We start from the raw sequence: 24,740 nt of genomic DNA, 5'->3' as shown, positions 1-24,740 counted from the left end.
TGCCCCGGCCTCTCGGCTCTCGTCGCCCTGGGCAACCCTTTCGGGCTAATCATCCCGCTTCAACCCCCTTTGGCCGCCTGTATCCAGGATCCGGCTGATATGAAACCTCCTGGCCAAAAGGAATCTTCGGGGGCGGGGTATGACAACAGCACAGGTCGGTGTGGTGATCGTCGGCGCTGGACCGGCAGGGCTCGTGCTGGGGAATCTGCTCCTGGACCGCGGTGTCGACTGCCTGATCCTGGAGCGGCGCGACCGGGCAGCGGTGGAGGGCCGGGCCAGGGCCGGTTTCCTCGCCCCCCACTCGGTGCGGATCCTGACGGAGAACGGCCTGGCGGCCGGCCTGCTCGCCCGCGGGCAGACCCACACGACCTGCCTGTTCCGCAGCGACCAGGGCGAATTCACCCTGGACTACGGAAAGCTGGGCCTCGGCGAGCCGCACACCGTCTACCCCCAGCAGGAACTCGTACGGGACCTGGTCGCCGAGTACCTGCGGCGCGGCGGGGAGATCCGGTTCGGCGCCGAGGCCGAGGAGGTCACCGACGGCCGGGTGCGGATGCGCGGCGGCACGGACGTCACCGGGCGGTACGTCGCCGGATGCGACGGACACCGGGGCATCGGCCGCGCCGCCCTGACGGCCCACGGCACCCGGACCGCCCGCTGGGACCACGGCGTCTCCTGGCTGGCCGTACTGGTCGCGGCCCCGCCCAGCCTGTCCGCCGTCGGATACGCCCTGCACGAGCGGGGGTTCGCCGGCCACATGGCCCGCACCGCCTCCGTCACCCGGTACTACCTCCAATGCCCGCGCGGCACCGACCCCGCCGAGTGGAGCGAGGACCGGATCTGGACGGAGCTCGCGACCCGGATGCGGACCGCCGAGTTCGGACCGCTGCGCGAGGGCGCCGTCCTGGAGAAGACGCTCGTCGACCTGCGCTCCGACGTACTGGAGACCCTGGGCGCCGGCCGGCTGTGGCTGGCCGGCGACTCCGCCGGGCTCATCAGCCCCTCGGCGGCCAAGGGCGCCAACCTCGCGATCCTGCAAGCGGAGTCGCTCGCCCGGGCCCTGGAGGCGGCGCTGCTGCGCGGCGACGGCACCGGCCTCGCCCGGTACGCCGGTGACTGCCTGTCCCGGATCTGGCACGCCCACGAGTTCTCGCAGTGGATGAGCACCCTGCTGCACGGCCCCGACGGCGACGACGACACGGCCTGCTACGGGCGGTCGCTGCAGTACGCGCGCCTGGAGAGCCTCCGCACCTCCCGCTCCCACCAGGACTTCTTCGCCGAGAACTACACCGGCATCTGACCCCCGGGACCCACAACCCCCGGTTTCTCCCCACCCACGATCAACGGGAACCCTTCATGAACCTCTCCGTCGTTCAAGCATGTCTGACGGAAACCGACCTGGAACGGATCCGGCACGCGGCCGGCCACGTCCGCGACCACGACACCGACCGGGTCCTCGCCGACCTGCTGCCCGACCTGACGGTCGAGGAGCGGGCCGACGTCTGCCGCCATCTCGTCTACGACCACACCGCCGTGCTGGTCTTCCCCGCCTCCCTCGACGCCCTCCCCGGCGAACTGCGGCGCGCCGGGCTGGAACCGGGACCCGTCACACCGAGCGTGGTGGTCCGCGGACGGCTGGCCCGGCGCTACGGCTCGGCCGTCGCCGACAGCCCGGTCGGGATCGTGCACGTGCCCGTCGCCGGGCGCACCGTGGAGATCTTCGCGCTGCCCGTGCCGCCCGGCTCCCCGCTGGAGACGGTCGCCGCCGACGAACGCGCCGCCGGCCACGAGTCCCACCACGCGTTCGCCGTCACCGCACCGGGACGGGTGATCCCGGCGGGACTGCGCACCCTGCTGACCGAACGCGCCGGCGCGGTCCCGGACGGCGGCGGCTACAACCAACACGAGAACGTCACCGTCCTCTACTTCCGCACCGCCCACCACCGCCGCTTCGAACTGCGCCTCCCCGGCCGCCACGACCCGGTGCCGGACGCGACCCTCTCCCTCCTCGGCGTGCTGACCGGCGCCTGGGCCACCCAGGCCGTCCGCACCATGGCCGAACTCCGCATCGCCGACCACCTCGCCGCCCGGCCGGGCCTCGACGCCGACACCCTCGCGGACCACACCGGCACCGATCCGGACGCCCTGCGCCGGCTCCTGCGCTACCTGGCCACCCTGGGCCTGCTGACCGCCTCGGCCGACGGCACCTACCACCTCACCGCCCTCGGCGAGCCCCTGCACACCGGCACCGAGTTCTCCCTGCACCCCCTCGCGCTGCTGTACGGCGGCCCGTTCTACGACTCCTTCGCCGGCCTGACGTACGCCGTACGCACCGGGCAGGAAGCTTTCGCCCACCGCTACGGACAGCACCACTTCCCCTACTTCGCCGCACACCCCGAACTCGGCGACCTCTTCCACCGGGCGATGGCCGCGAGCGCGGAGATGTTCACGCCGGTCCCCGACCTGGTCGACTTCTCCGGCGTACGGCGCGTGGTGGACGTGGGCGGCGGCAACGGCGCGCTGCTCGGCCGGGTACTGCGGGCCCACGGCCATGTCGAGGGAGTCCTCCTGGAGCGACCCGAGGCACTGGAGGCGGCCCGTATCCACCTGGCCGACCTCACCGCCCGCTGCACCTTCGTCACCGGCGACTTCACGGAGTCCGTCCCGGAGGACGGCGACGTCTACCTCCTGTCCCGCGTCCTGCACGACTGGGACGACGAACGCTGCCGCACCATCCTGACCCGATGCGCCCGGGCCATGCGCCCGGGCGCCGAACTGCTGCTGGTGGAACGCCTGTTGCCCGCCAGCACGGCAGCGGCCTGGGACCTCCACATGCTGTGCAACGTGGGCGGCCGGGAACGAGAGGAGTCCCACTACCGACACTTGCTGGAGGAGTCCGGCTTCAAGCAGGTGGCGTGCCACGCCTTGCCGTTGGGAGCCTCACTGCTGCACGCGGTAAGGGCCAGCGCCCCGTAAGGGTCAGCGCCCCGTAAGGGGCGCGGGGAACTGCGCGATCAGCCACGACGGCGCCGCACCCGATCTCGCACCGCACCCCGTACGGCGCCTACCCGGCCTGCCCCATCCCCGCCGCGTTGGGCCAGCTCTGCGCGTTGGGCCACCCCGTGGCCGGCGCCGGGGCCAGTCCAGGCGGCGGAGGCGCCGGCGCCGTCATCCCCCGCACCTGCGCGGCGGTCAGCCCACCCCGCGCCGGAACCCCGGTCGGGGTGGGCCCGGCCGGAGCGGGCGCCGGGGCCTGCATGGGCATCTGCATCGGCTGCGCCTGCATCGGCGGCTGCATCGGTGGTACCTGCATCGGCGCCTGCATGGGCACCTGCATCTGGGCCACCATCGGCTGAGGCTGCTGCATGACGGGCGCTGCCGCCGGCATCGGCATCCCGACGCCACCCTGCTGCGCGGCGACGGGGAGCGGCATGCCGACACCGGCGGCGGGAGCGGCGGCGAGACCCGGCCCCATGGCCGGCGCCGCGGTCAGACCGGGGACGGGCCCCATGCCAACGGCCTGCGCGAGCTGCATGCCCGCCCCGTTGGTCTCGCTCACCAGCCGGTCCACCGCCGCCGTACCCGAGCTGTAGCTGGTCCCATTGCCCAGCTCGGGCACGGCGACTCCCCTCCTGGACCCGTAGAGCACCTGCTCCATGGCGGACACCAGGCGACGCACGTCCACCTCGGGGCGCACCACGAGCCTCAGGAAGCGGCTGGACGAACCGATCTTGTTTCCGCACTCGCGGACCAGGATGCGGTGCTCGGTGAGCATCCGGTCCCGGACCACCGTGCCCTCGGCGCCGACGGGCAGGCGCACGAAGAGGAAGTTGCCCTGCGAGGGATAGACGGTCAGACCCGGCAGGACGGAGAGCTGGCTGGCCATCTCCAGCCGGTCCTTGCGGACCTGGAGCAGGCTCTGCGCGTACTCGGCGCCGTGCTCCTTGAGCATGAAGACGACGTACTCGGCGAACGCGTTGAGGTTCCACTTCGGCAGCATCGAGCGGACCTTGCCGGCCAGCGAGGGGTTGGCGACCATGTAGCCGAACCGGATGCCGTGCAGACCGAAGTTCTTGCCGAGGCTGCGCAGCACGATGACGTTCGGCCGGAGCATCGCCTCCTGGACGACGCTGGGCTCGGCCTCGGCGTCGGCGAACTCCAGGAACGACTCGTCGATGACGATCAGGTCCAGGTCGGCCATGGCGTCCATGAACTGCACCAGCGCCTGCTTGTGGAGGAAGCCGCCGTCGGGGTTGTTGGGGTTGCAGATGACGGCGACCCGGGTGCCCCGCTTGCGTATGAACTCGGCGTACTGCGCGAGGTCGAGGGCGAAGCCGTTGGACTCCTGGAGCGGGAACATGTCGACGCGCTTGCCGGTCTCCATCGGCTGGTCGGTCCAGCGGCCGAAGGTGGGGACGGGGATGGCGAGGGACTCGCGGACCAGCAGGTGGTCGATCCAGGTGATCAGCTCGGTGGAGCCGTTGCCCATGGCGACGGCCTGCGGCGGGAGCTGGAGGAGCTGGCACAGCTCGGCGGTGATGGTGTCGGCGCTGCTCGGATAGAACGTGATGATGTCCTTGAGTCTGGACGCCATCGTTTCCATCATCGCCGGGGTGGGAAAGTACGGATTGCAGGGAATGCAGAAGTCAACGGGACCGGCACCCTCGCCCCCTTCACGGGTCAGCGCCGCCATCGACGGGCTGTGCGCACCGCTGCGGAACAACGAGGTGACGTTGCCGGCCATTGAACCTCCGTATGAGGCGGGCCCGGTGGGGACGACCGGGCCCGTCGTCTTGGGTGGCCCGCGCGGGGGAGCACGGGCCACCCTTGAGTACGGAGGCGTGTGTACCGCTGTTCAACCCGTGTGAAAAAAGTGTGAGTTTACGTTTCTTCTTGGAACCGGGTGGTGCAGCGCCCCGTCCAGGGGCGCGGGGCTGTGCCGATATGCGGCTCCGCCGCGTGGGCGCGACCAGCCCCTTACCGGCCGCGCCCACGCTGTCTCAGGCCCCGAAACTGTGAATCGTCCGGGACTTATAGGTCTGCCCAGGACGAAGCACCGTCGACGCGAAGTTCGCGTGGTTCGGTGCGTCGGGGAAGTGCTGCGTCTCCAGGCACAGCGCGTCACCCTGGCGGTAGGTCCGCCCGCCCGTCCCTGTCAGCGTCCCGTCGAGGAAGTTCCCGGAGTAGAACTGGAGCCCCGGCTGGTCGGTCGCGATCTTCAGCGCCCGGCCCGACCGCGGCTCCCGCAGCGTGGCGACATGCTCCGGCTTGGCCGTGATGCCCTTGTCCAGCGCCCAGTTGTGGTCGTACCCCTTGGCCTGCACCTGCTGGACGTGCCCGGCGCGGATGTCCCGGCCGATCGTCTTCGTCTCGCGGAAGTCGAAGGGCGTACCGGAGACCTTGGCCAGCTCGCCCGTGGGGATCAGCCCCGAGTCGGTCGGCGTGTAGCGGCCCGCGGCGATCGTGAGCTCGTGGTCCTCGATCGTGCCGCTGCCCTCGCCGGCGAGGTTCCAGTAGACGTGGCTGGTGAGGTTGACGACCGTGGCCTTGTCGGTGGTGGCCTCGTAGTCGATGACCCACTCGCCGCGCTTGGTGAGGGTGTACGTCACCTTCGCCTTGAGCGTGCCCGGGTAGCCCATCTCGCCGTCGATGCTGGTGTAGTGCAGGACGAGGCCGACGTCCGAGCCCTTGGTGAACGGCTCGACGTCCCAGACGTGCTTGTCGAAGCCCTGGGTGCCGCCGTGCAGGCTGTTCACGCCGTCGTTGACGGAGAGCTGGTAGGACTTGCCGTCGAGGGTGAACCGGCCGTTGGCGATGCGGTTGCCGTAGCGGCCGATGAGGGCGCCGAAGTACGGGGTCTTGGCGACGTAGTCGTCGATGTTGTCGAAGCCCAGGGAGACGTTGGCGTAGCGGCCGCGCCGGTCCGGGATCTCCAGGCTCTGGACGACACCGCCCCAGTTGAGGACCTTCAGCCGGGTGCCGCCGTTCTCCAGCGACCAGCGGTAGATCTTCGTGCCGTCGGCGAGCTTGCCGAAGGACTCCTTCACAGGCTTCCTGCCTCCTGAGGAGGCCTCGGCCGTGCCTGTGCCGAGGGTGGTGGCGGCGATGCCCGCCGCTGCGGCTCCTGCGATGACCGTGCGTCTGTTCAGTTCCATGTGCGGCTCCTGCAAATAGGAGGGGCCCCGCCTTCCGGCGGGGCCCGAGCTGACTACGAACCGGACTTGCGCTTGTTCCACACGTCGAATCCGACCGCCACCAGGAGGGCGATGCCCTTGATGACCTGTTGCCAGTCGGTGCCGACGCTGAGGAGGTTCATGCCGTTGTTCAGCACGCCGAGGACCAGACCGCCGATGATCGCACCGAGGACGGTACCGACACCGCCGCTCATGGACGCGCCACCGATGAACGAGGAGGCGATCGCTTCGAGTTCGAAGCTCACGCCCGCCTTCGGCGAGGCCGCGTTCAGCCGGGCCGCTACCACCAGGCCGGCCAGGGCCGCGAGCACGCCCATGTTCAGGAAGACGTAGAAGGTGACCTTCTTGTCCTTGACGCCGGACAGCTTGGCCGCCGGCAGGTTGCCGCCGATCGCGTAGATGTGCCGGCCGAAGACCGCGTTGCGCATCACATAGCCGTAGCCGACGACCAGTGCGCCCAGGATGATCAGCACGATCGGGGCGCCCTTGTAGCTGGCGAGCAGCATGGTGACGACGAGCAGCGCGGAGCCCAGGGCGACCAGCTTGAGCAGGAAGAGCCGGGTGGGCGGCACTTCCAGGGCGAACTCCTGCTGGCGGCGTCGGTCGCGGAACTCCTGCCAGACCACGGCGACGATCAGCACGATGCCGAGGAGCAGGGTGATGTTGTGGTAGTTGGTGTCCGGGCCGACCTCGGGCAGGAAGCCGTTGCCCATCTTCTGCAGGCCGTTCGGGAACGGGCCGAGGGTCTGTCCCTGAAGCAGGATCTCGGTCAGACCGCGGAAGAGCAGCATCCCGGCGAGGGTGACGATGAAGGAGGGTATGCCGAAGTAGGCGATCAGCACGCCCTGTGCGGCTCCGGCGACGGCGCCCATCGCCAGGCAGAGAAGCAACGCCAGCGGCCACGGCACATGATGAGTGACCGTCAGTACGGCGGCGAAGGAGCCGACGAACGCCGTCAGCGAGCCGACCGACAGGTCGATGTGCCCGGCGATGATCACCATCATCATGCCGATGGCGAGGATCAGGATGTGGCTGTTCTGGAGGACCAGGTTGGAGACGTTGCGCGGCAGCAGCAGGTTTCCGTCCGTCCAGACGGCGAACAGGGCGACGATCAGTCCGAGCGCGATCAGCATGCCGTACTGGCGCATGTTGCGGCGCAGTCCGTCCAGCACCAGCCGGAGCAGGCCTCCGTCGGCGGTGGGTCCGCTCTTGCCCGGCGGCGCGGGGGCCGGGCTCTTGGCGGTGACGTCCGTGCTCATCGCGATACCTCTTTGTCCTTCGTCATATGGCGCATCAGCACTTCCTGCGTGGCCTCGGCCCGGGGCACCTCACCGGTCAGACGGCCCGCGGCCATGGTGTAGATGCGGTCGCACATGCCGAGCAGTTCGGGCAGCTCGGAGGAGATGAAGACGACCGCGTTGCCCTGGGCGGCGAGCTGGTCGATGACCGTGTAGATCTCGTACTTGGCGCCGACGTCGATCCCGCGGGTCGGTTCGTCCAGGATCAGTACGTCCGGGCCCGCGAAGATCCATTTGCTGAGGACGACCTTCTGCTGGTTGCCGCCCGACAGCTTCCCCACCGGCTCGAAGACGGTCGGCGCCTTGATGTTCATGGACTTGCGATAGCCCTCGGAGGCCTGCCGCTCCTCGTGCTCGTCCACGATCCCGCGCCTGGCGACCTTGTCCAGCGCGGTCAGCGAGATGTTGCGGTTGATGGTGTCGATGAGGTTGAGGCCGTAGTGCTTGCGGTCCTCGGTGACGTACGCGATGCCGTGGCCGACGGCCTCGGCGACCGTCTTGGTACGGATCTCCGTGCCGTCCTTGAGGACCGAGCCGCCCGCGTAGCGGCCGTAGGACCGCCCGAAGACGCTCATCGCGAGTTCGGTGCGGCCCGCGCCCATCAGGCCCGCGATGCCGACGATCTCCCCGCGCCGGACGTTGATCGACACATCGTCGACGACCTTGCGCTCCTGGTCGATCGGGTGCCGCACGGTCCAGTTGCGGATCTCCAGGGCCGCCGCCGCGTCCTTCTCGCCCTCGTACGCGGTGCGTTCGGGGAAGCGGTGGTCCAGGTCGCGGCCCACCATCCCGGCGATGATCCGCTCCTCCGTCGTCTCCTTCGACTTCACGTCGAGGGTCTCGATGGAGTGGCCGTCGCGGATGATCGTCACCGAGTCGGCGACCCGGCGGATCTCGTTGAGCTTGTGCGAGATGATGATCGCGGTGATGCCTTGGCTCTTCAACTCCAGGATCAGGTCGAGGAGTTTGCCGCTGTCCTCGTCGTTCAGAGCCGCGGTCGGCTCGTCGAGGATGAGCAGCTTCACCTTCTTCGACAGCGCCTTGGCGATCTCCACCAGCTGCTGCTTGCCCACGCCGATGTCGGCGACGCGGGTCTCCGGGTGGTCCTCGAGACCGACCCGGCGCAGCAGCTGCGTGGCGTGCCGCAGGGTCTCCCGCCAGTCGATGAACCCGCCCTTGGCGTGTTCGTTGCCGAGGAAGATGTTCTCCGCCAGGGAGAGGTACGGCGACAGCGCCAGCTCCTGGTGGATGATCACGATGCCGCGCTGCTCGCTGGCCCGGATGTCACCGAACTTGCAGGGCTCCCCCTCGAAGAGGATCTCGCCCTCGTAGGTTCCGTGCGGGTGGACGCCGGAGAGGACCTTCATCAGGGTCGACTTGCCGGCGCCGTTCTCCCCGCAGATGGCGTGGACCTCGCCCTGACGGACGGTCAGGCTGACGTCCGACAGCGCCTTGACACCGGGAAAGGTCTTGACGATCGAGCGCATTTCCAGGACGGGTCCCGCCATGGTCGTGCCTTCCAATCAGTAGGGGGCGGCGGTTACTTGAGCTCGGCGTCGGTGTAGTAGCCGCCCTTGACCAGGACGTCCTCGTAGTTGCTCTTGTCGACGCTCACCGGCTGCAGCAGGTAGGCGGGGACGACCTTGGAGCCGTTGTCGTACGTCTTGGTGTCGTTGGTCTCGGGGGTCTTCTTGTTCAGCACGTCGTCGACCATGGTCGCGGCGACCTTGGCGAGCTCCCGGGTGTCCTTGTAGACGGTCTGCGTCTGCTCGTCCGCGATGATCGACTTCACCGAGGCCAGCTCGGCGTCCTGCCCTGTGATGACGGGCAGCGGCTGGCTCTTGGAGCCGTAGCCGTCCGACTTCAGCGCGGCGAGGACGCCGATGGAGATGCCGTCGTAGGGCGAGAGCACCGCGTCGACCTTGCCGGACTTGTAGGAGGAGGTGAGGATGTCCTCCATGCGCGACTGCGCGGTCGCACCGTCCCAGCGCAGGGTGGTGACCTTGTTCAGCGCGGTCTGCCCGGACTTGACCACCAGCTGCTTCTTGTCGATGTACGGCTGGAGCACGCTCATCGCGCCGTTGAAGAAGTACTTGGTGTTGTTGTCGTCGTTGGAGCCGGCGAACAGCTCGATGTTGAACGGGCCCTTCTTGCCGCTGTCCAGGCCCAGCTTGTGCACGATGTACGTGCCCTGCTCGACACCGACCTTGGTGTTGTCGAAGGACGCGTAGTAGTCGACGTTCTTGGTGCCGAGGATCAGCCGGTCGTAGGCGATGACCGGGATGTTCGCGTCCGCGGCCTCCTGGAGCACGTTGTTCAGGGACTTGTTGTCGATGGCCGCGACGATCAGGCCCTTGACACCCAGGGTGATCAGGTTCTCGATCTGCGAGACCTGCTGGTCCGGGTCGTCCTCGCCGTAGACCAGCTTGGTCTTGTAGCCCTTGGACTCCAGGTTCTTGACGACGTTCTTGCCGTCGGCGATCCAGCGCTCGGAGGACTTGGTGGGCATGGCGATGCCGATGGTGGCGCCCTTGACGCTGCCGCCGTCGTCCTTGCTGCCGCCCTCGCCGCTCTGCCCGCAGGCGGACAGGGTGAGAGCGAGGGAGGCGGCCCCGGCTATGAGGGTGAGGGCGCTTCTACGAGTGCGCATGGTGTCGGTCCCTGTTCTTCTCGTCGTTGAGAGGGGTAAGAGAGTTCGGTGCAGCACCCCGAAGGGGCGCGGGGCTGTGCCGGTCCGCGGCCGCGCCGGGTGGGCGCGACCGGTCACGGACAGCCCGCAGTCCCTGTCGGGCATCAGGCGGAGACTTCGGTGGGGAAGCGGTGGAGAACTCCCGGCAGCCGGGAGCCGAGCGGGGCCATGTCGCCGTCCGCGCCGTGCCGGGCGAGCAGATCCAGGGCGAGCCGCCCCCGCCGCACCCGCTCCCGCGCGGTGTCCAGGGTCACGTCCCGCAGATGGGTGCCCCACGGGTAGATACCGGGAGCCCTGGACAGGCCGAACTTCAGATAGATCGGTGCGCCGCGCCGGATCAGCTCGGCGACCTCGTACATCCGGACGTAGCCGCCGAGGTCGTCGGGGGCCTCGATGTACATGTCCATGGGAGCGCCGGACACCCGGCGGATCTCCGTGAGGTGATCGAGCGTCAGATCGCTGGGCACGTTGACGGAGTCGGCGCCGAGGTGCTCGAAGACGGAGTACGAGGCCGGGTTGACCGGCCCGACGAGCGCGGACACCTTCAGCGTGGTGTCGGCCGGGATGATCCCCGCCTGCCGGGCCCGGTGCAGCGTCCAGAGCACGCCCTCGTCGGCGACGAGCAGGCACTTGACGCCCAGCTCCGTCGCCCGTACCGCGTCTTCGACGCATCCGGCGACGGCGTCGTGGCCGCGTGCGCGCAGTCCGGCTCCCCGCGAGTCGGAGCGCACCGAGCCGCCGATGTCCCAGGTGCCGCGCGGACCGGTGAACAGGCACAGCTCGATGTCCCGCTCGTTCGTCGCCTCGACCATCTCGGTGATCTCGGCGTCGGTGAGCATCCACACACCGCTGCCCTGGCTGATCCGGTGGATCGGCACGTCCAGCCGCGAGGACTCCTTCAGGACGACGGCCAGCGCCTCGGGACCCTCGCAGGAGGGGATCTCGGTGCGCCACTTGCCGCCGCCCGGGAAGGTGTGGGCGGAGGCGTCGGCGGGGTCGAGAGCGGGCGCGCCCAGTCCGAGTGCGGTGAGCGCCTGCTCACCGGGTCGGCGGGCCGCCGTAACGGAAGCGTCGGTCGTCACAAGCTGTCCTTCTTGTTCGGTATTTCGGACGAGGTTCGCGGCTCGGGGTAGCGGAAGGCTTGGTGGTACGCCGGCCACGGCGAGGTCAGGTCACGCCGCGGCCGGCGTACGACTAGGGGCGGAGCAGCACCTTGCCCACCTTCGGATCGCCGGCTCCCACCAGCTCGATGGCCTGCGGGAACCCGGTCAGCGGCAGCTCGTGCGTGACCAGCGGCAGCGGGTCGAGAAGTCTGGCCCCGAAGACCCGCACCGTGTGCGCCCAGGCGTCCGGCGGCGCCCCGAAGACGGTGTGCACCTCCAGCTGCCGTACGACGAGGTCGGTCGGGTCCAGGCCCTCGGCGCCGGCGGCCGGGATACCGGTCAGGACCAGGCGCCCGCCACGCCGGAGCAGGGCGGCGGCGGTGCGCGCGGCGGACGCGGACCCGGCCGTCTCGATGACCACGTCGAAGTCGTCGGGGAGCTTCTGGTCCTTGGTGCGGAAGTCGGTCGCCCCGAACTGCCGGGAGAGCTCCTCCCGGTCGTTCCGGGTCCCGACCACCAGCAGCTCGCCCGGCGAGATCGCCCTCAGGAACTGCACGGCGAACATCCCGAGCGTCCCGGTGCCGACCACCGCGACCCGCTCACCCGGCTGCGCGTTGCCCTTCAGCGCGGCCGCCGCGATACAGGCGGCGGGTTCGAGGAGGGCGGCGGCGGTCAGATCGGCGTCGTCCGGCAGCGGGTGCAGCAGCCGGGCCGGCAGGGTGAGGGTGGCGGCCATGGCGCCCGGCTGGGTGAACCCGGTCTCCTCGTACCCGTTCGTGCACAGCGTGGTCTCACCGGCGTGGCACCGGTCGCACACCTGGCAGTTCCGGAACCCCTCGCCGACGACCTTGCGCCCGACGAGCGAGGCAGGCACCCCGGCCCCCACCCGGGAGACGGTCCCCGACCACTCGTGGCCGGGCGTCAGCGGGTAGCGGACGTACCCCTCGGGCCGGTTCCCCTGGTACACCTCGCGGTCGCTACCGCAAATCCCGACCGCGTGCACGGCGACCAGCGCCTCGCCCGGACCGGGCTCGCGGGGCGTGTGCTCCTCGACCCGGTGGACGCCCGGCGACTCGACGACGACCTGGGAGCTCACTGGGTCCCCTTGGGCTTGCGCTGCTCCCAGCCGTCGGCCCAGAGGTCGAAGCGGGCCTGCTGCTGCGGGAACTCGGCGGCGGCGTCGGCGTCGAACTCCACCCCGAGGCCGGGCGCGTCGGACAGGTGGAAGTACCCGTCGACGACCTGCGGCGCGCCCTTGACCACCTTCTTGATGTCGGCGTCGGCGAAGTCGTTGAAGTGCTCCAGGATCTTGAAGTTCGGGGAGGTGAACCCGACCTGGAGGGAGGCGGCGGTCAGCACGGACCCGCCGACGTTGTGCGGCGCGACCAGCACGTAGTGCGTCTCGGCGGTGGCGGCCAGCTTCCGCGTCTCCCAGATGCCGCCGATGTGGCCGACGTCCGGCTGGATGATGTCCACGGCCTGGCTCTCGAAGAGCTCGCGGAACTCGATCCGGTCGTGGATGCGCTCACCGGTGGCGACCGGGATGTCCACCTTGGCGGCGACCTTCTCCAACGCCTTCAGGTTCTCCGGCGGGCAGGGCTCCTCCAGCCAGGCCGGCTTGAAGGGCGCCAGTTCGCGCGCGAGCCGGACGGCCGTCGCCGGCGAGAACCGCCCGTGCATCTCCAGCATCAGCTCGGCGTCCGGCCCGATGGCGTCTCGCACGGCCTCGATCAGCGACACGGAGTACAGCGTCTGCTCGTGGTCCAGCTCGAAGTGCCCGGTCCCGAACGGGTCGATCTTCAGCGCCTTGTACCCGCGCTCGATCACCCCCTGGGCGGCCTTGTGGTACGCCTCGGGCGTCCGCTCGGTCGTGTACCAGCCGTTGGCGTACGCCTTGACCTTGTCGGTGACCTTCCCGCCGAGCAGCTGCCACACCGGCACGCCCAGCGCCTTGCCCTTGATGTCCCAGCAGGCCATCTCGATCACGGCGATGCCGGACATGACGATCTCGCCCGCCCGGCCGTAGTCGCCGTACTTCATCCGGCGTACGAGGTCTTCCACTGCGAACGGGTCCGAACCGAGAATGTGATTGGCCTCGGCCTCCCGCAGATAGCCGATCAGCGCGTCGGTGTGACCGAGCATCCGGGTCTCGCCGACTCCCGTGATCCCTTCGTCGGTGTGCACCTGGACGTACGTCAGGTTGCGCCACGGCGTCCCGACCACGTGTGTGCTGATTCCGGTGATGCGCACGGCAGTTGCCCCTCAGCTGTTCGAGATTTCGTCACGCGTTCGAAATGCTGGCGTGACAGTAAGGATGGGGCGGTCGGGGTGTCAATGGGTCGAACGGGTAACGGTTTCGACAAGGCTTTCGACAGGTTTTTCGGTCCCCCACAGAACCTTCACAGGGCCGGGTGGTTAAGTGACCGGTGGGGAACTTAGTCTTCCCGCGTCATGGACTACTGCCACCCGTGCCGACGGCACCTCAATGGCGCCCTCGCCTGTCCTGGGTGCGGCGCTCCGGCCGAAACGCTACGCGCGTCCGCGCGGGAAGCGGCCGCCCCCGACCCGGCCACGGCCGGTGAGGCCCCGTACCCGGAGACGGAGTACCGCGAGGACGCACCCGCGGCCGACGACGGTTACGACGACGAGGGCGACGAGCCCCTGACGGGTGGCCGGGCGGACCGGCGGCGGGCGGCGCGCGGGCGTGGCGGCCGGAGCCGGGGGCGAGCCGCCGAGAACCTCGCCGAGGATGGCGAGGAGCCGTCCGGGGCCGACGGGAGCCGTCGCGACCGCAAGGCCGCGGCCCATCGCCGGCGGCGCCGCAGGATCCTGCTCGTGAGCGCGGCGTGCGTCCTGGCGGCGGGCGGCCTGAGCCTCGCCGAACTCGGCACGGACGCCATGCCGTTCACGAGCCCCGGCCCGGCCTCGGCGGGCGGCGACACCGCCGACGGCGGTACGTCGACGTCCTCCCCGGGTACGACGGCCGAGCCCCTGGGCGACACGTCCGGCGCGTCCGGCACGGCGAGCTCCGCCTCGGCCGACCCTTCCGCCTCTCCGTCCCCCTCCACGTCGAAGGACAAGGAGTCGGAGTCGCCGTCGGCGTCCCCGAAGGACACGTCGGCCCAGTCGGCGACGGCGGGCACGGCGACGAGGACGCCGACGGCGGCACCGACCTCCACGGCGGCCTCGACACCGACGGCGAACCCGACGACATCGAACCCGACCCCGACCCCGTCGGAGAGCCACTCGTGCACGCGGTTCCTGTGGTGGTGCAGCTAGAAGAAGCGCCCGCCGAGGCACGCCCGAAGGTCTGCCGAAGCAAACCCGGCAAATCTTCGGTCACCGTGTCACATCCGCAGAACCCGTTCCGTCATAGGTGTGTATCCCGCTGAACCCAACGGAGGAACACACCATGGAAGCCCGTCTGAACCTCTTCGCCAGCCCCACCGCCAACAAGCTGATCAAGGCGTTCAACGGTGCGGGCAAGGCCGCCGCGGAGACGTCGATCCCCGCCGCCACCCTGGAGCTGGTCAAGATCCGCGCCAGCCAGATCAACGGCTGCGGTTTCTGCCTCGACATGCACACCAAGGACGCGGCCGCCGCCGGCGAGACCCAGCAGCGCCTCCTCATGGTCGGCGCCTGGCGCGAGGCGACCGTGTTCACCGACGCCGAGCGCGCCGCGCTGGAGCTGGCCGAGCAGGGCACCCGGACCGCCGACGCGGCGGGCGGGGTCCCCGACGAGGTGTGGGCGAACGCGGCCAAGCACTACACCGAAGAGGAACTCATCGCGCTGGTGGCGACGATCGCCCTGATCAACGCCTACAACCGGCTGAACGTCATCTTCCAGCAGCCGGCGGGCGACTACCGCCCCGGCCAGTTCGCGTAACCGTCCGAGGGGCTGCCGCCGCCGGCCTCGGCGGCGGCCCCCTACGCGTCCAGCATCCGCCGCAGCAGATCCCGCAGCGACAGCCGCTCCGCGTCCGACAGCCCCGCCAGCGGCTCCCGCGCGAAGCGCAACCCGTCGCGCAGCTCGCGGGCGACCCGTCGGCCCTCGTCCGTCGCCGCGGCCAGCTTCACCCGGCGGTCGGCCGGGTCGGGCCGCCGCTCAGCGAGCCCCCGCGCCTCCAGCCGGTCCACGATCCCCGTCACGTTCGACGGCTCGCACTTCAGCTTCTGTGCCAGCTTCCGCATCGGCAGCGGCTCCAGCGAGAGCAGGCTGAGCAGGCGCGCCTGCGCCCCGGTGAGCGCGTGCTCGCCGGCCGCCTCCTCGTAGTCCGCGTAGAAACGGGCCACGACATCCCCGATCAGCTCGACGACCTCGAAGGTCAGGGCGTCGGGGCGCTGGGTCTTCGCTGGACTGGACTGTGAGGACGACATGCGCCCAAGAGTACCCGGTTACTTGACATCCTGAAATATTAAGGAGCATGGTTGTTTCAGGTACTGAAGTAATTAGGAAAGGCGCACGTCATGATCAACCGCGAGTGGCACCTGCTGAGCCGTCCCGTCGGCTGGCCGAAGCCCGAGGACTTCGCCCTGGTCGAGGCGGAGGTCCCGACGCCGGGTGAGGGGCAGGTGCTCGTGCGGAACAAGTACCTCTCCGTCGACCCGTACATGCGCGGCCGAATGAGTGCCGCCAAGTCGTACGCCGCCCCCTTCGAGCTCGGCAAGGTCATGCAGGGCGGCGCGGTCGGCGAGGTCGTCGAGTCGAACGCCGAGGGCATCACGGCCGGCGACCACGTCCTGCACTTCTTCGGCTGGCGCGAGTACGCGGTCATGGACGCGAAGAACGCGGTCAAGGTCGACGCGGCGGCGGCGCCCCTGTCGACGTACCTCGGCGTCCTCGGCATGACCGGCCTCACCGCCTACGCGGGCCTGCTGCGCACCGCCTCCTTCAAGGAGGGCGACTCCGTCTTCGTGTCCGGCGCGGCCGGCGCCGTCGGCAGCCAGGTCGGCCAGATCGCCAAGCTCAAGGGCGCCTCGCGGGTGATCGGCTCGGCCGGCTCCGACGACAAGGTCAAGCTGCTGGTCGAGGAGTACGGCTTCGACGCGGCCTTCAACTACAAGAACGGCCCGGTCGCCGAGCAGCTGCGCGCGGCCGCCCCGGACGGCGTCGACGTCTACTTCGACAACGTCGGCGGCGACCACCTGGAGGCGGCCATCGGCCAGCTGAACCGGGACGGCCGGATCGCCGTCTGCGGCATGATCTCCGTCTACAACAGCACCGAGCCCGTCCCCGGCCCGAAGAACCTCGCCCGTCTCATCCAGACCCGCGGCCGGATCGAGGGCTTCCTGGTCGGCGACCACTACGACCTGCAGCCGCAGTTCGTCTCCGAGGTCGGCCCGTGGGTGGCCGCCGGGCAGCTGAAGTACCGCGAGACGGTCGTCGAGGGCATCGAGAACAACCTGGAGGCGTTCCTCGGGGTCCTGCGCGGCGACAACACCGGGAAGATGATCGTAAAGCTCTGACCGGCGTGACGAACGACTGAGATCCGTCGTTGCGTTGTACGGAGGCCGCACCCTTGGACGTGGGGTGCGGCCTCTCGTGTGCCGGGCGCGTTCAGCCGGCCCGAGCTGCCAGGTGCACCGCTCTTGCCAACCGGTCGTTCTCCGGTGCCGCTCCTCCCGGGAACGCGAGCCTACGGCGCGTGTAGCCGTAGGCGACCCCGCTCCGCGGGTCCGCGAACGCCTGCGATCCCGCCGCGCCGCTGTGGCCGATCGTGCCCGCGCCCAGGAACGGGTGCCAGGTGTCGGCCGTCGCCTGGAAGCCCAGGCCGTACGACTTGTGGGTGCGCGCCACCAGGTCGTAGCCCACCGAGTGGAACTGGCCGAACTCCGCCACCGTGTCCTCCTTCAGCAGCGGGGCCTTGCCGTCGATCTCGCTGAGCAGCGCCGCGTACATCCCGGCCAGGCCGCGCGCCGACGCCACCCCGCCGAACGACGCCGGGCCCCTGGCACGGACCCGCGGGTCGTTGGGCAGGGCCGCCAGGTCCACGGGGTCGGCCGCGTGCTCGTTGAAGGCGATCCCGGCGAGCGTCCACGGGCCGGACGGGCCGGAGTCGAGCAGCGCCTGCTGCTCGGGGGTGGGCCGCATCGGCTGCGTCGTGCGGAAGCGCGGCTCGTGCGCGGCCGGCAGGCCCAGGAAGAAGCCCAGGCCGTAGGGCGCCCGGACCCGCTCCTCGTACACGTCCTGGAGGGTACGGCCGGTCGCCCGCCGTACCACCTCGCCGGTGAGCGCGCCGATGACCAGGGCGTGGTAGCCGAAGGCCGTGCCCGGGCGCCAGAACGGCCGCTGGTCGGCGAGGCGTTCGGCCATCGCCCGGTCGTCGTTGAGCTCCTGCGGGCTGAACCCGGTGTCGGTGCCGATCAGCCCCGCCCGGTGTGCGACCAGATCCCGCAGGGTCAGCGTGCCCTTGCCCTCGGCGGCGAACTCCGGCCAGTAGTAGGTGACTTTACGGTCCAGTTCCAGCGTGCCGTCCTGCACCAGCATCGCCACGACCAGGTGCGCGGCGCCCTTGGTGGACGAGAACACGCCGTAGAGGGAGTCCCCGTCGGACCCCTCGCCCGCCCACAGGTCGACAACCCGCCGGCCGTGCACGTACGCACACAACTGTCCCTCGTAGTCGGCCGGTTCGCCGGCGACGAAGGCGGCGAACTCCTCGCGCACCGCCTCGAAGCCCTCCGCGACCGTGCCCCGGACGGTGATCTCCTGCGTCATCCGCTCTCCTCAACCGAGCCGCCGCGGGCAGCTCCCATGGTGAACAACGCCCTGCTGGTTCCTCAGATCGGTACGGCGGGACGTACCCGATCGACTCAACAGCGACCAGGAGGTCTTGGCGGCACCGCCTCCCGGTGGGTTCATGCCCCCACTGTGCCCCGGGACCACGCCGGTAAAGTCTTCACCATGCGTGATCTCGGGGTGGGCTTCGGATATCTGCTCAAGGGCCAGCGGTGGGTCGGCCGGCACGGCAAGCAGTACGGCTTCGGTCTGCTGCCCGGCCTGATCACCCTCGTCCTCTACGCGGCGGCGCTGGTCGCCCTCGCGATATGGGGAGAGGACCTCGTCGCCTGGGCCACCCCGTTCGCCGACGACTGGTCCAGCCCCTGGCTCGGCCTCTTCCGCGGCTTCCTCACCGCCGTGCTGTTCGCCCTCGGCCTCCTCCTCGCCGTCCTCACCTTCACCGCCGTCACGCTGCTGGTCGGCCAGCCCTTCTACGAGACCCTCTCCGAGAAGGTCGACGCGGACGTCTCGCCCGACGGCACCGCGCCCGAGTCCGGGCTGCCGCTCTGGCGCGAGCTGTGGATCTCCGCCCGCGACAGCCTGCGCGTGCTGGTCCGGGCCGGCCTGTGGGGCCTGCTGCTCTTCGCCCTCGGCTTCCTCCCCCTCGTCGGGCAGACCGTCGTACCAGTCATCGGTTTCTTCGTGACCGGTTTCTTCCTCACCGAGGAACTCGCCGCCGTGGCCCTCCAGCGCCGGGGCGTCGACCTGCGCGCCCGGCTCGCCCTGCTGCGCTCCCGCAGGACCCTGGTGTGGGGCTTCGGCACCCCGCTGGCCCTCGCCTTCCTGGTCCCGTTCGTCGCGGTGTTCCTGATGCCCGGCGCGGTCGCGGGCGCCACCCTCCTCGCCCGCGACCTGCTGGGCGAGGAGACGGCACAGGAGGACCCGGATCAGGACCGGGACCAGGACCAGGACCGGCGGGTCACTTCCTGAGGGTCGCGTCCGCCGCCACGGTCACGATCGCCCGCACCTGGTCGATGATGTCCACCCGGTTCCGCACGAACTCCGGGTCGGTCACCTCGGTGGTGTTCCCGGCCCCGAACTGCAGCACCGGCGTGTGCACATGCCCGCCGGGCAGGCTGTCGTGCAGCCCCAGCCGGTCGCGCAGCAGCGTGGCCCGGTAGGCGATCTCGTTGGACAGGTAGTCCCCGCCGCCCCCGGCCCGTGCCGTGGACCCGGGAGTCGGCCCGTCCGCCCGTACGACGGCCGTCGTGCCCCCCGCCGGGATCTCGGTCACCTCGGTGTGGTCGTACACCGGGAACCGCCCGGTCGGCGCCGCCACGATCGCCGCGTACGGCAGGGTCGTGGTCGTCCACTGCGGCTGCGAGGCCGGGTCGGTGACCGGGACGGTCTCCGTCCGGCTCAGGTTGTCGTTGTCGGGGAACCCGCCCCGCCAGGCCCCGTTGGTCCGCTCCACGTCGAACCGCCCGACCCGCCCCTGGCTCACGGTCGTGAACAGGTCCACCTTCGGCAGATACGGCCGCAGCGTCCGCTCCACGGTCCCCTGCGCGAAGTCGTCCCACCGCACCGGGAAGACGGCCGTCTCGACCCGCGCGGGCCCCTGCGCCGTCTGCACGACCGTGCCGTCGAGGGCCAGTGCGCTGGCCCCGGACGGGTTGGAGATCCGGATGTCCCGGTCGAGCGTGAACGGGTCGAACCCGGTGACCAGGATCCGCCGCACGCCCTTGCCGGGATACCGGATGTCGGTCTGCCCGCGCGAGGTCCGCTCCAGCACGTCGAGCAGCGCCGCCCGCTGCCGCTCGCTCAGCCCGAACCCCGGCTCCCAGGCGCGCACGTCCCGGGTCATCCCCAGCCGCGCCCAGTACAGCGGCCGGTCGTCGTCCCGGCTCAGATCACCGGAGACCGGCCCCCGCCCCTGCGCCCGGTCCACGGCCCGCCGCCACAACGCGGACCCGTCCCGTACGGCGATCCGCCGGGCCTGCGCGTACGAGTGCGCGCCGTCGAGCGCCCGCGCGAACCCCGGCGCCACGGCGTCGAACCCGGACCGCCGGAGTATCTCCTGCGGCACGGCCCGGTCGAGCCGCTGCTCCTCGACGGTGGGGGAGGACGGCAAGGACGAGGACGGGGAGGACGGGGAGGACACGGCAGCCGCGTGTGCGGCGCCCGGGGCGAGCGCCCCGGCCAGCAGGGCGATTCCAAGAACACCGATCCGAACGCGCAGCGAAGTCACGGGAGTTGGCCTTCCGTCGCAGTGGGGTGCGTGGTGCCGTTCGGGCCGCAGTATCGCCTGAGGGGCGCGGTGTGGTCCACGCCGCGGGAGCGGGCGCGCCGTCTCCCCGGGGTGTTCGGGAGGTGCGGCGGCTCCCGGGGGGTTTGTGAAGGGTTCGTACGGGATACCTGTGAGGTGGGCGATCACCGGCCGTCGTCTCACAGGCGCGGCTAAGGTCTGATGCGGGACCAGTCCCCCTTGAGCAGCCCCGGTCCGGGACCTGACCCCTGGACCGGGGCTTGCGGCTGGACCGTCAGTCCCGCACCCCGAAGCCGTACACCGTCTCCGAGCGGTACACCGTGCCCGGGTCGAGGCGGGTGCCCGGGAACTCCGGGCGGTTGGGGGCGTCCGGGAAGTGCTGGGTCTCCAGGGCGATGCCGTCGCCCGGGGCGAAGGGGCCGGTCAGGTGCTCGGCCGTGTAGAGCTGGACGCCGGGCTCGGTGGTGGCCACGGTGAGGGTGCGGCCGGACGTCGGATCGTGCAGCTCGGCGATCTCGGCGGGGGAGTCCGTGACCCCCTTGTCGAGGACCAGGTTGTGGTCGTAGCCGGAGCCCACCTTGCGGGCCGTCCGGAAGTCGAAACGGGAGCCGGAGACGTCCGCCAGGACCCCGGTCGGGATCAGGTCGCCGTCGACGGGGGTGTACCGGGAGGCGGCGATCCGGAGTTCATGGCCGCCCGCGTTCCCGGAGCCCGCGAGGTTGAAGTAGCTGTGGTTGGTGAGGTTCACCACAGTCGGCGCGTCGGTGACCGCCTCGTAGGCGACGCGCAGCGCGCCGGACGCGTCCAGCGTGTACGTCACCGTGAGCTCCAGCCGCCCCGGGAAGCCCTCCTCGCCGTGCGGACTCACCCGCGTCAGCCGCACCCCGTGCCCGACGCCCTCGACCTCCCACACCCGCTTGTCGAAGCCGCGGGCGCCGCCGTGCAGGGAGTTGGGCCCGTTGTTCGGCTCCAGGGCGTAGGTCACGCCGTCCAGCGGGAAACGGGCGTGTGCGATCCGGTTGGCGTAACGGCCGACCAGGGCGCCGAAGTACGGGCCCGGGTGCTCCAGATAGCCGTCCAGGCCGGCGAACCCCAGCACCACGTCCGCCGTCCGTCCGTCCCGGTCCGGTACCTCGACCGACTGCACGATGCCGCCGTACGACAGCACCCGCACCCGGGTCCCCGCACGCTCCAGCGTCCAGCGGTGCACCTCGGTGCCGTCGGAAAGTGTGCCGAAAAGTTCGCTCATGGGGGAAACCCTAAGCCAAGGGTCTAGTCCACCGGATCCTTCGCCGTGATGGTCCGGTAGGCGATCGCGGCGAGCTTCGACTGGCCGTCGGTGCTCGGATGGAACCAGTCCCAGTGACTCAACTGGTCCGTGCCGAAGCGGTACTCGTACACCGCCCCGCCGTCGAAACGGCACCGGCGGTCCTTGGCGCAGACCTGCGCCAGCACCTTGTTGTAGTCCTCGACGCGCTGCTGCACCCGGTCCCGGCGCACGGTCGCCGCACTGGTCAGGTTGTCCGCGTCGGCCAGCATCGACGGGCAGATGCCCAGCTTCCAGATCTGCTTGCCCAGCGGACTGGTCCGCCCCTGAGACCACAGCCGCTTCAGATTCGGCACGCTCGACACGTACACCTGCGTCTTCGGCAGCGACTTGCGCAGGGTGCCCAGGGCGTCCTCGAACTGGGCGCGGAAGGCGGCCACGGACGTCATCGCGGACACCGACGTACGGCAGGCGTCGTTCGCCCCCGCCATCACCGTCACCAACTGCGGCTTGCGCACCACCGCGTCGGCCATCTGCCCGGACAGGTCGGCCATCCGGGCGCCGGTCACCGCGTAGTTCCAGCTGTGGTCGGCCGCCTTCGCCCGCCCCAGCAGCCGTACCGCCAGGCTGTCCACCTGGTCGCTGGTGCCGGTCGCCCAGGACACCTCCGGGCAGTCCGAGAGCACCGTGCACGCGTCGAAGCCGCGGGTGATGGAGTCGCCGACGGCCGCGATCGAGGCCGGGCTGCGGTCCCACACCGGCACGGTCCGCGCGGCACGCGTCCGGCCGCCGTCGCCCCCCGAGGAACCGCCGATCACGTCGCATCCGGCCAGCCCCAGCGCGGCGGTCGCGGCGACGACACCGATCAGGGCACGCGAACGCCGGCGTCGCTGCTTGCGCATACCCCGCTGGTCCTCTCCGTCGGCTGGTCAGGTCGGCTGGTTCGTCCCCCTTCATAACAACGCACGGGAGTTCCCACCCCCCGCCCTGCAACGGTCCACCCCCGTACAAGCGTCCCCCTGGGTGAATGGCAGGGGTTTCCTGGCAGTGGGACCGACGGTACGTCACACTCCTTGCGCCGCCGCACGGTAGCCTCGCCATCAACGCGGCCGTCGTGCCACTGCCGCCAGCCAGCAAGCAAGATGTCCCGCTCTGCCCGGAGGTTCCGGTGACGACACGTGGAGTTCTGTACGTGCACTCCGCGCCGCGCGCGCTGTGCCCGCACGTCGAGTGGGCCGTCGCCGGGGTGCTCGGCACGCGCGTCAACCTCGACTGGATCCGGCAGCCGGCGGCTCCCGGCACCTGGCGCTCCGAGTTCTCCTGGCAGGGCGAGGTCGGCACGGCCTCCAAACTGGCCTCCGCACTGCGCGGCTGGCACCTGCTGCGCTTCGAGGTCACGGCCGAGCCCTGCGCGAAGGCCGAGGGCGAGCGCTACAGCTGCACCCCCGACCTCGGCATCTTCCACGCGGTCACCGGAATCCACGGCGACATCCTGATCCCGGAGGACCGTCTGAGGGCCGCCATGACCCGCTCACGGCGCGGCGAGACCGACCTGGAGGCCGAGATCTCCAAACTCCTCGGCAAGCCCTGGGACGACGAACTGGAGCCGTTCCGCTACGCGGGAGAAGGCGCCCCGGTCCGCTGGCTCCACCAGGTGGTCTGACGCCGCCGGATGCCGTCCGCGGCGCCGTCGTGGCTGATCGCGCAGTTCCCCGCGCCCCTAAAGGGGCGCTCGTGCAGCGCGCCTTTCTTTTAGGGGCGCGGGGAACTGCGCGACCAGCCCCCACCGACCGTCAGCCGACAACGAAACGCACTGTGGCCCGAACTCCCACAAGGAGTCCGGGCCACACGCCGTTCACGGCGACGAACCTCACACGGTCCTGAACGCCAGCACCACGTTGTGCCCACCGAACCCGAACGAGTCGTTCAGCACCGCGATCCGCCCCTCGGGCAGAGCACGCGCCTCATCCCGCACCACGTCCGCGTTGACCTCGGGGTCGAGGCTGTCCAGGTTGATGGTCGGCGGTGCCGTACGGTTCACCAGCGCCAGGATCGACGCGACGGTCTCGATACCGCCCGCACCACCCAGCAGGTGCCCCGTCATCGACTTGGTCGCCGAGATGGCCATGTGGTCGACGTCGTCGCCGAACACCTTCCGCAGCGCCTTGATCTCGGCCACGTCACCCTGCGGCGTCGACGTCGCGTGCGCGTTGACGTGCACGATCTCGGCCGGCTTCAGATCCGTGTTGTCGAGCAGGTTCTGCAGCGCCTGCGCGATGCCGTTGCCCGACGGCTCCGGCTGCGTGATGTGGTGCGCGTCGGCGGAGATGCCCTGCCCGACCGCCTCGACGTAGATCCGCGCCCCGCGCGCCTTCGCGTGCTCCTCGGACTCCAGGACGATCACGCCCGCGCCCTCACCGAGCACGAAGCCGTCACGGCCGGAGTCGTAGGGACGCGACGCACCCTCGGGGTCGTCGTTGTTCTTGGACATCGCCATCATGTTGCCGAACGCGACGATCGGCAGCGGGTGGATCGCCGCCTCCGTACCGCCGGCCACGACGATGTCCGCACGCCCGGTGCGGATCATCTCGATGGCGTACCCGATGGCCTCGGCGCCGGAGGCGCAGGCCGACACGGGCGTGTGCACACCGGCCCGCGCACCCAGCTCGATACCGACGTTCGCGGCCGGCGAGTTGGGCATCAGCATCGGCACGGTGTGCGGGGAGACACGGCGTACGCCCTTCTCCTTGAGCACGTCGTACTGGTCGAGCAGGGTCGTCACACCGCCGATGCCGGAGGCGATGACGGCGCCGACCCGGTCGGGGTTGGCGGACGAGTCCTCACCGGCCTTGGCGGTGAAACCGGCGTCCTTCCAGGCCTCCTGGGCGGCGATCAGCGCGAACTGCGCGGACCGGTCCAGCTTGCGGGCCTGCGGGCGCGGGATGATCTCGCCCGGTTCGACGGCGATCTGCGCCGCGATACGGACGGGCAGCTCGGCCGCCCAGTCCTGCTCCAGGAGGCGGACACCGGACTTGCCGGCGGTCAGGGCCTCCCAGAACGTAGCTGCGTCGCCACCCAGCGGTGTGGTTGCGCCGATACCGGTGACGACCACGGTGCGATTGGTCGGGCTCACGGGAATTCTTTCTCCAACGGATACGGGATTCGACGGCGCCACCGCCGGGTGGCGGGGCCTCGCAGTCCGGGA

At 70.4% G+C, this 24,740-nt stretch carries 21 protein-coding genes; 7 read left to right on the top strand and 14 right to left on the bottom strand.

Translation table 11 applies throughout. The annotated features are described in order from the left end of the window. The first annotated feature begins 139 nt into the window (after window positions 1-139). Both ACFWXC_RS04145 and ACFWXC_RS04140 read left to right on the top strand, forming a co-directional pair. A complete protein-coding gene (locus ACFWXC_RS04145) occupies window positions 140-1,300 on the top strand; it encodes a 4-hydroxybenzoate 3-monooxygenase (RefSeq protein WP_384472719.1) in 1,161 nt (386 codons plus the stop codon). Window positions 1,301-1,356: 56 nt separating this feature from the next. After that, on the top strand, window positions 1,357-2,976 hold the full coding sequence (locus tag ACFWXC_RS04140) for a methyltransferase (protein WP_384472716.1): 1,620 nt from the start codon (window positions 1,357-1,359) through the stop codon (window positions 2,974-2,976). 88 nt (window positions 2,977-3,064) lie between these two features. On the opposite strand, the gene ACFWXC_RS04135 is transcribed toward ACFWXC_RS04140, so the two are convergent. From ACFWXC_RS04135 to ACFWXC_RS04100, 8 genes are all read right to left on the bottom strand, one after another. Continuing rightward, window positions 3,065-4,744: a pyridoxal phosphate-dependent aminotransferase gene (locus ACFWXC_RS04135; RefSeq protein WP_384472713.1), complete on the bottom strand. Its 1,680-nt coding sequence runs from the start codon at window positions 4,742-4,744 to the stop codon at window positions 3,065-3,067. A 256-nt stretch (window positions 4,745-5,000) separates the two neighbouring features. After that, complete coding sequence (locus ACFWXC_RS04130; RefSeq protein ID WP_384472711.1) at window positions 5,001-6,155, bottom strand: aldose epimerase family protein; 1,155 nt, start codon at window positions 6,153-6,155, stop codon at window positions 5,001-5,003. A 53-nt stretch (window positions 6,156-6,208) separates the two neighbouring features. Further along, on the bottom strand, window positions 6,209-7,453 hold the full coding sequence (mmsB, locus tag ACFWXC_RS04125; protein ID WP_384472708.1) for a multiple monosaccharide ABC transporter permease: 1,245 nt from the start codon (window positions 7,451-7,453) through the stop codon (window positions 6,209-6,211). After that, window positions 7,450-9,000, bottom strand: coding sequence for a multiple monosaccharide ABC transporter ATP-binding protein (gene mmsA, locus ACFWXC_RS04120; RefSeq protein WP_384472705.1), 1,551 nt, complete (start codon window positions 8,998-9,000; stop codon window positions 7,450-7,452). The genes mmsB and mmsA overlap by 4 nt, the downstream gene beginning before the upstream one ends. Window positions 9,001-9,032: 32 nt before the next feature. Further along, window positions 9,033-10,142, bottom strand: coding sequence for a multiple monosaccharide ABC transporter substrate-binding protein (gene chvE / locus ACFWXC_RS04115; RefSeq protein ID WP_384472702.1), 1,110 nt, complete (start codon window positions 10,140-10,142; stop codon window positions 9,033-9,035). Window positions 10,143-10,285: 143 nt separating this feature from the next. Then, window positions 10,286-11,263, bottom strand: coding sequence for a hypothetical protein (locus ACFWXC_RS04110; protein WP_384472699.1), 978 nt, complete (start codon window positions 11,261-11,263; stop codon window positions 10,286-10,288). A 112-nt stretch (window positions 11,264-11,375) separates the two neighbouring features. Beyond that, complete coding sequence (locus ACFWXC_RS04105; protein ID WP_384472696.1) at window positions 11,376-12,380, bottom strand: zinc-binding dehydrogenase; 1,005 nt, start codon at window positions 12,378-12,380, stop codon at window positions 11,376-11,378. Then, window positions 12,377-13,534: a mandelate racemase/muconate lactonizing enzyme family protein gene (locus ACFWXC_RS04100; protein WP_384472693.1), complete on the bottom strand. Its 1,158-nt coding sequence runs from the start codon at window positions 13,532-13,534 to the stop codon at window positions 12,377-12,379. The genes ACFWXC_RS04105 and ACFWXC_RS04100 overlap by 4 nt, the downstream gene beginning before the upstream one ends. 201 nt (window positions 13,535-13,735) lie before the next feature. On the opposite strand from ACFWXC_RS04100, the gene ACFWXC_RS04095 reads away from it, so the two are divergent. Together ACFWXC_RS04095 and ACFWXC_RS04090 are read left to right on the top strand one after the other, a co-directional pair. Beyond that, entirely contained in the window at window positions 13,736-14,563 is an 828-nt protein-coding gene (locus tag ACFWXC_RS04095) for a hypothetical protein (protein ID WP_384472690.1), read from the top strand. Between the two features lie 133 nt (window positions 14,564-14,696). After that, the gene (locus ACFWXC_RS04090; protein ID WP_384472687.1) at window positions 14,697-15,170 is read left to right on the top strand and encodes a carboxymuconolactone decarboxylase family protein; all 474 of its coding nucleotides are present in this window, start codon (window positions 14,697-14,699) and stop codon (window positions 15,168-15,170) included. 41 nt (window positions 15,171-15,211) lie between these two features. On the opposite strand, the gene ACFWXC_RS04085 is transcribed toward ACFWXC_RS04090, so the two are convergent. Further along, window positions 15,212-15,661, bottom strand: a complete 450-nt coding sequence (locus tag ACFWXC_RS04085) for a MarR family transcriptional regulator (protein WP_351692062.1) — start codon at window positions 15,659-15,661, stop codon at window positions 15,212-15,214. Between the two features lie 90 nt (window positions 15,662-15,751). On the opposite strand from ACFWXC_RS04085, the gene ACFWXC_RS04080 reads away from it, so the two are divergent. Continuing rightward, window positions 15,752-16,750: an NADP-dependent oxidoreductase gene (locus ACFWXC_RS04080; protein WP_384472683.1), complete on the top strand. Its 999-nt coding sequence runs from the start codon at window positions 15,752-15,754 to the stop codon at window positions 16,748-16,750. Window positions 16,751-16,841: 91 nt separating this feature from the next. Here ACFWXC_RS04080 and ACFWXC_RS04075 read toward each other — a convergent pair whose 3' ends face one another. Next, window positions 16,842-17,999 carry a serine hydrolase domain-containing protein gene (locus ACFWXC_RS04075; protein WP_384472680.1) on the bottom strand — a complete coding sequence of 386 codons (1,158 nt, stop codon included), beginning with the start codon at window positions 17,997-17,999 and terminating at the stop codon, window positions 16,842-16,844. 186 nt (window positions 18,000-18,185) lie between these two features. On the opposite strand from ACFWXC_RS04075, the gene ACFWXC_RS04070 reads away from it, so the two are divergent. Further along, entirely contained in the window at window positions 18,186-18,992 is an 807-nt protein-coding gene (locus tag ACFWXC_RS04070; RefSeq protein WP_384472677.1) for an EI24 domain-containing protein, read from the top strand. Here the strand turns inward: ACFWXC_RS04070 and ACFWXC_RS04065 are convergent. The 3 genes from ACFWXC_RS04065 to ACFWXC_RS04055 all read right to left on the bottom strand — a co-directional run bounded on the left by ACFWXC_RS04065 (window position 18,982) and on the right by ACFWXC_RS04055 (window position 22,437). Beyond that, window positions 18,982-20,250, bottom strand: coding sequence for a pyroglutamyl peptidase (locus ACFWXC_RS04065; protein ID WP_384472674.1), 1,269 nt, complete (start codon window positions 20,248-20,250; stop codon window positions 18,982-18,984). The two genes, ACFWXC_RS04070 and ACFWXC_RS04065, sit on opposite strands and share 11 nt — an antisense overlap. A 292-nt stretch (window positions 20,251-20,542) precedes the next feature. Further along, the gene (locus tag ACFWXC_RS04060) at window positions 20,543-21,517 is read right to left on the bottom strand and encodes an aldose epimerase family protein (RefSeq protein WP_384472671.1); all 975 of its coding nucleotides are present in this window, start codon (window positions 21,515-21,517) and stop codon (window positions 20,543-20,545) included. A 23-nt stretch (window positions 21,518-21,540) separates the two neighbouring features. After that, a complete protein-coding gene (locus ACFWXC_RS04055) occupies window positions 21,541-22,437 on the bottom strand; it encodes an SGNH/GDSL hydrolase family protein (RefSeq protein ID WP_384472668.1) in 897 nt (298 codons plus the stop codon). 266 nt (window positions 22,438-22,703) lie between these two features. Here ACFWXC_RS04055 and ACFWXC_RS04050 point away from each other — a divergent pair, with 266 nt between their 5' ends. Then, complete coding sequence (locus tag ACFWXC_RS04050) at window positions 22,704-23,198, top strand: DUF3145 domain-containing protein (RefSeq protein WP_351731543.1); 495 nt, start codon at window positions 22,704-22,706, stop codon at window positions 23,196-23,198. Between the two features lie 207 nt (window positions 23,199-23,405). Here ACFWXC_RS04050 and fabF read toward each other — a convergent pair whose 3' ends face one another. After that, on the bottom strand, window positions 23,406-24,668 hold the full coding sequence (fabF, locus tag ACFWXC_RS04045) for a beta-ketoacyl-ACP synthase II (RefSeq protein WP_384472665.1): 1,263 nt from the start codon (window positions 24,666-24,668) through the stop codon (window positions 23,406-23,408). Window positions 24,669-24,740 lie beyond the last annotated feature (72 nt).

It is taken from the genome of Streptomyces sp. NPDC058683 (genome assembly GCF_042716195.1).
Lineage (GTDB): Bacteria > Actinomycetota > Actinomycetes > Streptomycetales > Streptomycetaceae > Streptomyces.
The sequence above is the reverse complement of the archived record's forward strand: the minus strand, read 5'-3'. Positions and strand labels throughout refer to the sequence as shown.